We start from the raw sequence: 13078 nt of genomic DNA, 5'->3' as shown, positions 1-13078 counted from the left end.
ACTATTTACCTCCTAACACACTATGAATATATTGACTTGGATCGACAAACGTTTCAGCGCCATCTTTGATGATTGGGAATAACGCGTCTGCAGATAATCCAAAGATTACAGTAATCACTGTAGATGCAACGGCGATAGTTGTTAGATATTTAACATTTACCTTTTTGGGTAAAGTATATCCTTCAACTTCACCGAAAAATCCTTTTAAGAAAATACGTATGACTGAATATAACACGATTAAACTTGATAAAAGTACAATGATACCACTTAGATAAAATCCTTTTTCAAAGGTCGCTCGAACAATATAGAATTTACCATAGAAACCACTAAAAGGTGGTATACCCGCTAAGCTTAGCGCTGCAATAAAGAATGTCCAACCTAGAATAGGATACCCTTTTATCAAGCCACCAAAATGACGTAAGTCAGTCGTTTTAGTGATTTTGTACATGACGCCAATGAGTAAGAACAATGAAGCTTTAACTAACATATCATGTAGTGTGTAATATATTGCACCAGTCATGCCTGATTCGTTCATCATAGCAATACCAACTAATATGACACCTACTGCAATCATAATATTGTAAAGGATGATTTTCTTCGTATCATAGTAAGCTATCGCACCTATACATCCAAAAATAATTGTAAGTAATGCTAAGAAAAGGATGACATAATGAGAAAAGCTTACTGTGTTATTAAAGAATAAACTTAGAGTTCTCGCAATTGCGTATACACCCACTTTAGTCAATAGTGCGCCAAAGAACGTGATGATCGCTACTGGAGGGGCATAATAAGCACCAGGTAGCCATACGTACATAGGAAAAACGCCTGCTTTAGTGGCAAAGACAAAGATAAATAAAATAAAAACAATATTGACTAAACCGCTGTCATGTACAGAAAGTTGTGACAATCTTTCACTAATATGAGCGAGATTTAAAGTTCCTACTACTGAATATAAAACTGCAACACCCATGACAAAGAAAGATGATGAAACAACATTGACTAAAATATACTTAATTGTTTCTTGTAATTGTATTTTAGTAGTACCAATAACGAGTAAACAATATGAAGACATTAAAAAGACTTCAAAGAACACAAACAAGTTGAAAATATCTCCTGTTGTAAATGAGCCAATAATACCAATCAACATAAACATGATAGAGAAATAATAATAATGACGTTCTCTATCTAAACCGATAGAACGATATGAGTATAAAATGACTAATATGGTAATAATAATACTTGTGATGATGAGTAGAGCGCTAAAAATATCGACTACAAATACAATGCTGTATGGGGCTTTCCAAGAGCCCAGTTCAACCTTGATTGGTCCATCTCGTAGCACATTCTTTAAGTTAATCAATGCAACGACCAATGTTAGCAATGTACCGACAAGTGCAACATATCTTTTTATTATTGGGCGCTTTCCAATAAATATGAGTAAAATTGCAGTTAGGATAGGTATGACTAAAGTTAAAACAAGCAAGTTACTCTCTATCATCTTCTGGCGCTCCTTTCATTAGCTCAACGTTATCAGTGCCTAGTTCTTTATATGTTCTAAATGCAAGAACTAAAAAGAAAGCTGTTGTAGCAAAGGCGATAACGATAGCTGTTAAAATCAATGCTTGGGGGATAGGGTCAACATAGCTTGATGTTCCTTTTTCAAATATTGGAACAGTTCCGTGCTTTAAACCTCCCATAGTAATTAAAAATAAATTTGCAGCATGAGTTAGTAGTGTAGTCCCCATAATGATACGTATCAAACTTTTAGACAAAACGAGATAGACACTTATAGATGTGAGAATACCACTAACAAAGATCATGATAATTTCCACTATTCGTTCTCTCCAATCGAAATAATTATAGTCATAATAGTTCCTACAACTGCACATAAAACACCGAAATCAAAAAACATCGCTGTCGTCATGTGCATAGGTTCAAGTAAAGGCAAAGGGATGTCAAAAGTGACATGTGTAAAAAAGTTTTTAGACATGAACCAACTTGTTAATGGTGTACCCACGCAAAATAATAAACCAATACCAATTAAGATTTTAAAATCTAAAGGAAAAATCTTTCGCATCGTTTTTACATCATATGCAATTGTAATAACTAATAATGCACTAGCGAAAAGCAAACCACCAACGAAACCGCCACCAGGTGTATAATGTCCAGCTAAAAATAATGAAAAGCCAAACACAATGACCATGAAGAAAATAATCACGGCAGCGTATTGAAAGATAAGGTTATTTTGTTGTCTATTCATGGTCATTCACCTCACTTGATTGATTTTTCTGTTTTAATCGTAATTTAATCATTGTATATACGCCTAAACCTGCAATACCTAGTACAGATGACTCGAATAAAGTATCCATACCACGGAAATCTACGAGGATGACATTTACCATATTTTTACCATGTGCTAAATCAAAAACATGTTCTTGATAGAATTTAGTAATAGAGTCAAAGTGTCTATTACCATAGCCAATTAATCCTAAAATAATCACTGATAATCCCACTCCAATTGAAATCACAGCATTTGTCAGTTTAAAGGTTGGTTTTTCATTGTAGCGATTTAAATTAGGTAGGTGATAAAAGCATAGTAAGAATAATGCTGTAGAAATAGATTCCACTACAAATTGTGTTAATGCTAAGTCGGGCGCTTTAAAGAAAATAAATAATACTGATATAGCGTAACCCACAGCGCTTAACATGATAATGCTAAACAAACGTGATTTTGCAAATATAATGAAAGTTGAAGCAATCAGTAAAAACAATACTGTTGCACCTTCAAATACGCGTAAATGACTCACGTTTTTAAAGTCAATACTGAAGGGTACACTGATGACTGTAACAAAAGTTAAAGCAATGAGAATACCTAAGATAATCACCAAATTATTTCTAGAAAAACCTGTAACATAACTATTTGTTATATTTTCGGAATATCCTGGAATACGTTGGCCTGAAGTGTCATACCAATGATTCAACGTTAACTGATATGGATGTGCTTGTAATAAACGAACCCAATAACTAAATGAAATTAATAATAAAATACCAATAATATAAATACCTATTGTTGATAGGAATGCTGGAGTTATACCATGGAATAAATGGAACTCAGCAGTTATATTTGATGTTTGACTAACTGCTACAGATGCCGGCTCTATAATAGATTGCGTTAATATACTTGGGAATAAACCGAATACTATAACTAGTGATGTTAAAATGATAGGTGAAATAAGCATTAAAATTGAAGATTCATGCGCTTGTTTTGGCAGAGCTTCAGGTTTATAAGAACCAAAGAATATATGCAATATAAATTTAATTGAATATACAAATGTGAAAATACTACCAATAATGGCAATGATTGGTAAAAGAATACCTAAAGTATTTAAACTCATTAAATTTAAATGTGTAACATTAATCATTGACTCTAAGAATTTCTCTTTTGATAAAAAGCCGTTAAAAGGCGGCACACCAGCCATACTTAATGTTGTAATAACTGTAAGCGTGAATGAGATAGGCATGATTGTAAGTAAACCGCCCAACTTTTTAACATCACGTGTACCAGTTGAATGATCAATACCACCTGTAATCATAAATAGTGCACCTTTAAACGTGGCATGATTAATTAAATGAAATATGGCAGCAACAAATCCAGCAACATAAAGTTGACTATTAGCGCCTTGATAATGATAACTTACAGCACCAATACCAAGCATAGACATAATCATCCCTAGTTGAGACACAGTTGAGAAAGCTAAAATACCTTTTAAGTCATGTTGTTTTGTTGCATTGAGTGATGCCCAAAATAGGGTGATTAAACCAACAAGTGTAATTGTCCATACCCAACCTTCGGATATTGCAAAAATAGGTGTGATTCTTGCGATTAGATATAGTCCTGCTTTTACCATCGTTGCAGAATGAAGGTATGCACTCACTGGCGTAGGCGCCTCCATAGCATCTGGTAACCAAATATAAAAAGGCACTTGTGCAGATTTTGTAAATGCACCAATCATAAAAAGTATCATTACTAAGATAAAGAAAGGACTATTTTGAATGTCACTTGCTTTTGAAATCATAGCCTGAATACTAAAAGTATCAGTAGCTAGGGAAAGTAAAATGATACCACCTAGCATGCTCAAGCCACCTAATACGGTAATGATTAAAGATTTTTGAGCACCATAAATTGAAGCTTTTTTCTCTCTCCAGAAAGAGATTAATAAAAAGCTAGAGAAAGAAGTTAACTCCCAAAATAAATATAAAATAATAAAATTATCAGAGAGTACAACTCCTAACATTGCACCCATAAATAGTAATAAATAACAGTAAAAATTCCCGAGTTGTTCTGATTTGCTTAAATATCCGATAGAATATAAAACCACTAGACTTCCTATGCCAGTGATAAGCAAACTGAATAATAATCCGAGACCATCCACATATAAATTAAAATTCATTCCAATATGTGGCATCCAATTTAAGTTTTTCATTACGTTATTACCTGACATCGTCATTGAAATCAATGATATGAAATATATAAATAAGACAATAGGAACAGGTAATACAAACCATCCTAAATGTATACGTTTAACGAACCGGTATAGGAATGGAATAATGAGTGCAAATATTAACGGTAATAGTACCGCAATATGTAACAAACTCACTATGTTTTCCTCCTTTAAAATTTATTTACGACACATATTATACATCATTGCGCTTCTTCTGAAAAACCATGTAACTGCTTGAAACTCTTGATTTAAAGACTCTTTTAAATAAGAAGAAACACGTCAAAATTTGTTCGAAAATTTTAACTATATGAATAATTATTTCGCTTTATTACTAAAAATTTAATATGGATTAGTCGAAGTGTCTTTTATATTGAATAGCGTAATCTTCTTTTAAACGATTTAAATTATTTAAAGACATTCGAGAATACTCTGTCTTCTCTTTTTTTAGTTGATTCTCAAGATGTGTAATAGCATGTTGAAATGAGTCTTCATAAGGCATGGCCTCGACATTAAACTCACGAAGTTGAGAAGGTGTAGCGTAACGTTTCTCAAAATGGCTTAAAGCTTTACGTTCATGAAAAAAGACGCCTTCTGTTTCATTGGGATGGTGTAAATCACCTTGTTTGGGATGTTTAATTACTTGTTCAATTTGTACGAGTATTTGATTTCCAGTTTCCTCTTTGACACTTACACCATAAACACCAGTCTTGTGAGAAAATCGATATAACATCCTATATTACTTCCTTTCATATATGTTAATATATGTTTATATCATAACACGAATGGAGAATTGAAATGACGAACTATCCTCAGTTAAATAAAGAGATTCAAGATAACGAAATTAAAGTAGTTATGCATACAAATAAAGGTGACATGACATTTAAATTATTTCCCGACATTGCTCCAAAGACAGTTGAAAACTTTGTGACACATTCAAAAAATGGATACTACGATGGTGTAACGTTCCACCGTGTTATCAATGATTTTATGGTACAAGGTGGGGACCCAACTGCAACTGGTATGGGCGGAGAAAGTATTTATGGTAGTGCTTTTGAAGATGAATTTTCTCTAGAAGCTTTTAACCTTTACGGTGCATTATCAATGGCTAATGCAGGTCCTAATACAAATGGATCTCAATTCTTTATTGTCCAAATGAAGGAAGTGCCTGAAAATATGTTAAGTCAATTAGCAGATGGTGGATGGCCTCAACCTATTGTAGAAGCATACGGTGAAAAAGGTGGTACGCCTTGGTTAGATCAAAAACATACAGTATTTGGTCAACTTATTGAGGGTGAATCAACTTTAGAAGATATTGCAAATACTAAAGTTGGTGCTCAAGACAAACCTGTTTATGATGTAGTCATTGAATCGATAGATGTAGAAGAATAATTTAATCTTTAATTGCAACTATAAGTTTTGTTGTATTGTATAAAGTGTATGAAGTCAGTATTTATTTTCAGAGATAAAATCAAATCAACAATTTATAACCTGAGGAAAATTGTGTCTCAGGTATTTTAATATAATGATAATTTTAATCCAATAGTTTATAGATTCATTTGCAAAACAATACAATAAGGAACCAGTTTTTAAAATTTAATGAATTTTATTATGGTTATAGTTAGTCGAGATATTTGATTTATGCTATGATATGAGTGTTAAGAAAATCGAAATAAGGGGTTATCAAGTTGAATCATCACTACAAAGTAGGTCAACATATCAAGGTACGTGTGACTGGTATTCAACCGTATGGCGCATTTGTTGAGACCCCTGACCATACTGAAGGGCTTATCCATATCTCAGAAATTATGGATGATTATGTCCATAATTTAAAGAAATTTCTATCTGAAGGACAGGTTGTTAAAGCAAAAATATTATCAATTGATGATGAAGGTAAATTAAATTTGTCCTTAAAAGATAATGATTACTTTAAAAATTATGAGCGTAAAAAAGAAAAACAGTCTGTCTTAGATGAAATTAGAGAAACAGAAAAGTATGGGTTTCAAACACTTAAAGAACGCTTACCGGTCTGGATCAAACAGTCAAAACGTGCAATTCACAATGACTAAACGACTGTCAATTCGTGCCAACATGTGATGTTGTGATATATGCAATCAATCACATGATAACGACAATCTTTAAACAACAATGTGTTGTTAGGATTGTCTTTTTTTATTAATTAAAGTTAATAATTATTTTGGATAAACAATGATCTCAATAAGGGAAAATAAAAAATTTTAGATAGTTATTATTTATTTGTTGAATGTAATTAACTATGCTTAGCATTTTTATAATTGGAGAATAAATAATTTGTAAGCAAATAATTAGAATAGTATGTAACTAGCATGCTATAGTCATAACATCATTAAACAAGGAGAGTATTAAAAATATGAATAATAAATATGAACCTTTATTTAAATCTTTAACACTACCTAATGGTGTTGAAGTAAGAAATCGTTTTGTTTTAGCTCCTCTTACACATACTTCATCAAATGATGATGGAACAATTTCAGATATAGAATTACCTTACATTGAGAAACGTTCTAAAGATGTTGGGATTGCAATTAATGCAGCAAGTAATGTTAATGATGTAGGCAAAGCATTTCCTGGTCAACCTTCTGTTGCACATGACTCAGATATCGAAGGGTTAAAAGAACTTGCTCAAGTTATGAAGAAAAATGGTGCGAAAGCAATAGTCCAAATTCATCATGGAGGTGCTCAAGCTTTACCAGAGTTAACACCTGATGGAGATGTTGTTGCACCAAGTGCCATTTCTCTTAAAAGTTTTGGTCAGCAAAAAGAACATGATGCTCGTGAGATGACTGCTGAAGAAATTGAACAAACTATTAGAGACTTTGGTGAAGCAACTAGAAGAGCAATTGAAGCAGGTTTTGATGGCGTTGAAATTCATGGCGCAAACCATTATCTTATTCACCAATTTGTTTCTCCTTACTATAATAGAAGAAATGATGTTTGGGCTGATAACTATAAATTCCCTGTTGCTGTTATAGATGAAGTTGTTAAAGCTAAAAAAGCTCATGCAAATGATGATTTTATTATTGGTTACAGATTGTCACCTGAAGAAGCGGAATCACCAGGTATTTCAATGGAGATAACTGAAGAATTAATTCACCAAATCGCAAATAAACCACTTGATTATATTCATGTGTCATTAATGGATGTTAACTCAGTTACGCGAGAAGGTAAATATAAAGGTGAAAATCGCTTGGAACTTATTCATCAATGGATAAATGGACGTATGCCGCTTATTGGTATAGGTTCTGTCTTTACAGCTGAAGATGCACTAAATGCTGTTGAAAACATTGGAGTTGAATTTGTTGCATTAGGTCGTGAAATTCTACTTGATTATGATTTTGTTGCTAAAATAAAAGAAGGTCGAGAAGACGAAATTATAAATGCTTTTGATCCTAATCGTGAAGACCAACATTATCTAACACCAAATCTTTGGGAACAGTTTAATCAAGGATTCTATCCATTACCTCGAAAAGACAAATAATTGAATGGTATATCTGAATGTATCTATTCGAGGCTGAGACATAATTCCTAGCAAAATAGCCAGTAAATGAGTTTTCATAAATTCATTTACTGGCTTCTTTATTTACAATACCTCGTATTGTTGGCTCGCTTTCTTAGGGACAGCTTCAGCCTGTAGTCTTCAACTTGTCCTGCTCCCTCAAGAGTCTCGCCAAAATACTTTGTGTTTATATGTAATTTCACAATGAAATACTTAAAAAAATAAGGTCTTTCGTATAATTTAATAAATACCAATAAACAAAATTAACGAGGTGCCTTATGTATAAAGACTATAACATGACTCAACTTACTCTACCAATGGAAACTTCAGTTCTTATCCCCACAAATGATATTTCACGACATGTAAATGATATTATAGAAACAATTCCCGAGACTGAATTCGATGAATTCAGACATCATCGAGGTGCAACATCATATCATCCAAAAATGATGTTAAAAGTAGTTTTATATGCCTACACACAATCTGTGTTTTCAGGACGTAAGATAGAAAAATTACTTAATGATAATATCCGAATGATGTGGCTATCATAAAATCAAAAGCCTTCTTATAAAACGATTAATCGATTCAAAAACAAATAAAAAAATAATGAAGAATTATAGTTGGGAATATTTCAATGTCCAAATTAATCAAAAGCTTTCAGAACGAAAAGCAAAAACCATCTACAGTCAAAGAAAAATTGATGTGGAGTCTGTTTTTGGAATTATGAAGCCTATTTTGAGTTTCACTCGAAAGTCCGTTCGAGGGATAAATAAAGACAAAAGAGAACTAGGACTTGTGCTAATGACACTTAATATAAGAAAAGTACCAGCTCAACGAGCTGAAAATTATAAAAAAATCATAAAAAAGACAATTTTTATATTATTTCAATAGAAATTGTCTTTATTTACTTATCCTGGAACTTTATGTTCCGGACTCTTTTTATTTTATTGAAATTAATTGTTTATTAGCGATATAACTTGTCAATGATAGAGTCGTTATGTCATTATAAATGTAAGGGCTTACATATATGTTTTGCATCAAGATTTAGTCTGTTTCATACAATTCAATTTTTCGATTATGACGATATTGATTCATTTTATTGTTATATTAAAAAATAAGTTTGAGAGTCGATAGAAATCAGTTATGATATTGTTAATAAGTTTTTATTCGAAAACGAAGGGGAGATTTTATGACTCAATCTGAAAAAATTATTAACTTAACAAATCACTATGGGGCGCATAACTACGTTCCACTTCCAATTGTTATTTCTGAAGCAGAGGGTGTATGGGTGAAAGATCCGGAAGGTAACACGTATATGGATATGCTTTCGGCCTACTCGGCAGTGAATCAAGGTCATCGACACCCAAGAATTATTCAAGCATTGAAAGATCAAGCAGATAAAGTCACTTTAGTATCACGTGCTTTTCATAGTGATAATTTGGGTCAATGGTATGAGAAAATATGTAAACTCGCAGGTAAAGACAAAGCATTGCCTATGAATACGGGAGCAGAAGCGGTTGAAACAGCTTTAAAAGCTGCTCGTCGTTGGGCTTATGATGTTAAGGGTATTGAGCCGAACAAAGCTGAAATTATCGCTTTTAATGGTAATTTCCATGGACGTACGATGGCACCAGTATCATTGTCTTCAGAAGCTGAGTATCAACGAGGCTATGGTCCATTGTTAGATGGCTTTCGAAAAGTTGAGTTTGGTGACTTTAATCAATTAAAAGCAGCAATTAATAAAAATACAGCAGCAATTTTAGTAGAACCTATACAGGGAGAAGCAGGGATTAACGTACCACCAGAAGGATATTTGAAAACAATTAGAGAATTATGTGATGAACATCAAATTTTATTTATTGCTGATGAAATTCAAGCAGGATTAGGACGTTCAGGAAAATTATTTGCAACGGATTGGGATTATGTAAAACCGGATGTTTATATTTTAGGAAAAGCGTTAGGTGGAGGGGTATTTCCTATCTCGGTAGTTCTTGCAGATAATGAGGTATTAGATGTATTTACTCCTGGCTCACATGGTTCTACATTTGGTGGAAATCCACTAGCGTGTGCAGTTTCTATTGCAGCTATAGATGTCATTATTGACGAGGATTTACCTGGTCGTTCATTAGAATTAGGAGAATATTTTAAGTCTGAATTGAAAAAAATTGAGCATCCATCTATTAAAGAAGTTAGGGGACGAGGATTATTTATCGGTATTGAATTACATGAAAGTGCCAGACCATATTGTGAAGCTTTGAAAGAACAAGGATTATTATGTAAAGAAACTCACGACACCGTTATTAGATTTGCACCTCCATTAGTGATAACGAAAGAAGAGTTAGACATGGCTTTAGAGAAGATTAAGAGTGTATTTGCATAGGTTCAAATAGTTGTAACAATTAATTTAGAAAATCTTTAAAATGCTTTCAATTGTGTTACAATTACGAATGAAAGCGAAATCATTTAGTAAAAAGAGGCGAATAGGATCATGACTGAGAATAATAATTTAGTAACTTCCACTCAAGGGATTATTAAAGAAGCATTACACAAGTTGGGCTTTGATGATGGTATGTATGACCTTATAAAAGAACCAATTAGATTTTTACAAGTGCGCATTCCAGTACGAATGGACGATGGGACAGTTAAAACATTTACTGGATACCGTGCACAACATAATGATGCAGTTGGCCCTACTAAAGGTGGCGTTCGTTTCCATCCAGAAGTTGATGAAGAAGAAGTGAAGGCATTATCAATGTGGATGACTTTAAAATGTGGCATTGTTAATTTACCTTATGGTGGGGGTAAAGGCGGTATTGTTTGTGATCCACGTCAAATGAGTATACACGAAGTTGAGCGTCTATCTCGAGGGTATGTAAGAGCTATATCTCAATTTGTTGGACCTAACAAAGATATTCCAGCACCAGACGTTTTTACAAACTCTCAAATTATGGCTTGGATGATGGATGAGTATAGTGCATTAGATAAATTTAATTCGCCAGGTTTTATAACAGGCAAACCTATTGTATTAGGTGGATCTCAAGGACGTGATCGCTCTACAGCTTTAGGTGTAGTCATTGCAATTGAACAAGCGGCAAAACGTCGTGGCATGGATATTAAAGATGCCAAAATTGTGATTCAAGGTTTCGGCAATGCAGGTAGTTTCTTAGCTAAATTCTTATACGATTTAGGTGCTAAAGTAGTTGGTATAAGTGATGCATATGGAGCCTTACATGACCCTAATGGACTTGATATAGATTATTTATTAGATCGACGTGATAGCTTCGGTACAGTTACAAATCTATTCGAAGATACAATTTCTAACAAAGAATTATTCGAATTGGATTGTGACATCCTTGTTCCTGCTGCAATTTCCAATCAAATCACTGAAGATAATGCGCACGATATTAAAGCAAGCATTGTTGTTGAAGCTGCTAATGGCCCTACGACGCCTGAAGCAACACGTATTTTAACAGAAAGAGATATATTACTAGTGCCGGATGTACTTGCAAGTGCAGGAGGTGTGACTGTATCTTATTTCGAGTGGGTACAAAATAATCAAGGTTATTATTGGACTGAAGAAGAAGTCAATGACAAACTACGTGAGAAGTTAGTAACAGCATTTGATACGATTTATGAATTGTCACAAAATAGAAAAATTGATATGAGATTAGCAGCATATATAGTAGGTATTAAACGTACTGCTGAAGCAGCAAGATATAGAGGTTGGGCATAAGAAAAATATTATAAGTATATGATAGAAACCCTAAGACATCAGATGATAGTCTTAGGGTTTCTATCATGTTTATGCAATTGATAATTTTATTAATTGTGAGTTAATGTTAAAAGTAATACTTTCTCAAATGTTTGTAAGTAAAATGCGACTATAAAATCAATATGAAGTCAGTTCAACTCAACGCTAATATTTTATTGTTGTGTTTCTGAAACTTTTTTATATCTATCAGCAAAATTAGTGAATACACCATCAACACCATATTGATTTAAGTTTCTCATTTGATTTTCATCATCAACTGTATAAGGATGAACTAAAAATCCTAAATTTTTTAAATGTCTTGTGTTCTTAATATTTAAATCTGTGTATTCAGGACCTACTCCAGTGGCATAAGATTTAATATTTTTTAAATCTTGATTAGTAGCTTTTTTAAGTTCAAATTTATTCATTAGTCTAATAAGTGGTATATTGGCGTTCATGTGATGTACCTTTTCTAAACTACGCCCTGAAAATGATTGAATCATCACATGTCCATGTTTAAGTGATTTTTGTGTTAACAAGTCATGTTTATCTAATGTATCTAATAATTGTTTTTCCATGCCAGGATAAACATCTGGCGATTTAGTTTCAATATAATAGTTTGCATTTTTGCCATAGCGATTTAAAATTTCGTCTAAAGTAGGAACTTTAGCATTTTTATATTTATTTTTGGCATATTCAGGGTGCTTTCGATTAAACCAGCTTCCTGCATCAAGTTGTTTTAACTCTTTTAAAGTAAGTTGGTCGACACGTCCATGGCCATTAGTTGTACGATTGACCTTTTCGTCATGCATAGCAACCAAGTGACCATCTTTAGTACGTTGTAAATCGATTTCTATATAAGATGCTCCTAATTCATTATGACTTTTATCATATGCTTCAAAAGTATGTTCTGGGGCGTAACCACTTGCGCCACGATGTGCAATGGTTGTAAATTTCTCTCCAGTTAAATTTTTAGTCCAATGATTATGAGTATCGTTTGTTTTACCACTTACTGAGTCTGATTCAGCTTGTCGTTTAAATGTTTTAGCTGATGATTGATTCATATTAGATGGAATATTTGTTTGTTGTTGTATCGATTTCTCTGATTGGTTTGGTGCTGGAGAGTGGTTCGAAGTTTCAGCTATCGAAGGGGAACTTAAACTAGCTAAACCCAGTGTAACGGTAGATAAAGTTGAAATGATTATTTTCTTAGATTTAAACATAAAAACATCCTTTCAAAAATAGTATGTCTACTTAAACGTACATCAATTTGAAAGGATGAAAGGAAATTTT

11 protein-coding genes and 1 pseudogene are annotated in these 13078 nt (G+C 33.0%); 6 read left to right on the top strand and 6 right to left on the bottom strand.

What is annotated here, in order from left to right; genetic code table 11:
* Nucleotide 1 precedes the first annotated feature (1 nt).
* The 5 genes from mnhD1 to FNL83_RS09200 form a co-directional block, all read right to left on the bottom strand.
* Nucleotides 2–1498, bottom strand: a complete 1497-nt coding sequence (gene mnhD1 / locus FNL83_RS09220; protein WP_002456947.1) for a Na+/H+ antiporter Mnh1 subunit D — start codon at nt 1496–1498, stop codon at nt 2–4.
* Entirely contained in the window at nt 1485–1832 is a 348-nt protein-coding gene (gene mnhC1, locus FNL83_RS09215; RefSeq protein ID WP_001831949.1) for a Na+/H+ antiporter Mnh1 subunit C, read from the bottom strand. The genes mnhD1 and mnhC1 overlap by 14 nt, the downstream gene beginning before the upstream one ends.
* Nucleotides 1832–2260 (bottom strand): Na+/H+ antiporter Mnh1 subunit B, encoded by a 429-nt coding sequence (gene mnhB1, locus FNL83_RS09210; protein ID WP_001831999.1) that lies wholly within the window; start codon nt 2258–2260, stop codon nt 1832–1834. The genes mnhC1 and mnhB1 overlap by 1 nt, the downstream gene beginning before the upstream one ends.
* Nucleotides 2253–4658 carry a Na+/H+ antiporter subunit A gene (locus FNL83_RS09205; protein WP_001832516.1) on the bottom strand — a complete coding sequence of 802 codons (2406 nt, stop codon included), beginning with the start codon at nt 4656–4658 and terminating at the stop codon, nt 2253–2255. Before FNL83_RS09205 ends, mnhB1 begins: the two co-directional genes overlap by 8 nt.
* A gap of 193 nt (nt 4659–4851) precedes the next feature.
* A complete protein-coding gene (locus tag FNL83_RS09200; RefSeq protein WP_054828594.1) occupies nt 4852–5232 on the bottom strand; it encodes a kinase-associated lipoprotein B in 381 nt (126 codons plus the stop codon).
* Nucleotides 5233–5297: 65 nt separating this feature from the next.
* Between FNL83_RS09200 and FNL83_RS09195 the strand changes: the two genes are divergently transcribed.
* The 6 genes and pseudogenes from FNL83_RS09195 to FNL83_RS09170 all read left to right on the top strand — a co-directional run bounded on the left by FNL83_RS09195 (nt 5298) and on the right by FNL83_RS09170 (nt 11767).
* Nucleotides 5298–5891, top strand: coding sequence for a peptidylprolyl isomerase (locus FNL83_RS09195; RefSeq protein WP_001831922.1), 594 nt, complete (start codon nt 5298–5300; stop codon nt 5889–5891).
* Between the two features lie 296 nt (nt 5892–6187).
* Nucleotides 6188–6568 (top strand): S1 domain-containing post-transcriptional regulator Ygs, encoded by a 381-nt coding sequence (gene ygs / locus FNL83_RS09190; RefSeq protein WP_001831918.1) that lies wholly within the window; start codon nt 6188–6190, stop codon nt 6566–6568.
* A 320-nt stretch (nt 6569–6888) separates the two neighbouring features.
* The gene (locus FNL83_RS09185; RefSeq protein ID WP_002439060.1) at nt 6889–8016 is read left to right on the top strand and encodes an NADH-dependent flavin oxidoreductase; all 1128 of its coding nucleotides are present in this window, start codon (nt 6889–6891) and stop codon (nt 8014–8016) included.
* A gap of 296 nt (nt 8017–8312) precedes the next feature.
* Nucleotides 8313–9002: pseudogene (locus FNL83_RS12440) on the top strand (transposase).
* Between the two features lie 221 nt (nt 9003–9223).
* Nucleotides 9224–10414: an ornithine--oxo-acid transaminase gene (locus FNL83_RS09175; RefSeq protein WP_002439062.1), complete on the top strand. Its 1191-nt coding sequence runs from the start codon at nt 9224–9226 to the stop codon at nt 10412–10414.
* Between the two features lie 108 nt (nt 10415–10522).
* Complete coding sequence (locus FNL83_RS09170) at nt 10523–11767, top strand: Glu/Leu/Phe/Val family dehydrogenase (protein ID WP_001831995.1); 1245 nt, start codon at nt 10523–10525, stop codon at nt 11765–11767.
* Nucleotides 11768–11958: 191 nt separating this feature from the next.
* On the opposite strand, the gene FNL83_RS09165 is transcribed toward FNL83_RS09170, so the two are convergent.
* Complete coding sequence (locus FNL83_RS09165) at nt 11959–13008, bottom strand: glycerophosphodiester phosphodiesterase (RefSeq protein WP_001831987.1); 1050 nt, start codon at nt 13006–13008, stop codon at nt 11959–11961.
* Nucleotides 13009–13078 lie beyond the last annotated feature (70 nt).

The organism is Staphylococcus epidermidis (genome assembly GCF_006742205.1).
GTDB classification, from domain to species: domain Bacteria; phylum Bacillota; class Bacilli; order Staphylococcales; family Staphylococcaceae; genus Staphylococcus; species Staphylococcus epidermidis.
This window is presented reverse-complemented; position numbering and strand designations above follow the sequence as displayed.

Coding starts and splice junctions, on each gene's coding strand:
- mnhD1 (WP_002456947.1), bottom strand. CDS start 1,498: ATGATAGAGAGTAACTTGCTTGTTTTAACTTTAGTCATACCTATCCTA.
- mnhB1 (WP_001831999.1), bottom strand. CDS start 2,260: ATGAATAGACAACAAAATAACCTTATCTTTCAATACGCTGCCGTGATT.
- FNL83_RS09200 (WP_054828594.1), bottom strand. CDS start 5,232: ATGTTATATCGATTTTCTCACAAGACTGGTGTTTATGGTGTAAGTGTC.
- FNL83_RS09195 (WP_001831922.1), top strand. CDS start 5,298: ATGACGAACTATCCTCAGTTAAATAAAGAGATTCAAGATAACGAAATT.
- FNL83_RS09185 (WP_002439060.1), top strand. CDS start 6,889: ATGAATAATAAATATGAACCTTTATTTAAATCTTTAACACTACCTAAT.
- FNL83_RS09175 (WP_002439062.1), top strand. CDS start 9,224: ATGACTCAATCTGAAAAAATTATTAACTTAACAAATCACTATGGGGCG.
- FNL83_RS09170 (WP_001831995.1), top strand. CDS start 10,523: ATGACTGAGAATAATAATTTAGTAACTTCCACTCAAGGGATTATTAAA.
- FNL83_RS09165 (WP_001831987.1), bottom strand. CDS start 13,008: ATGTTTAAATCTAAGAAAATAATCATTTCAACTTTATCTACCGTTACA.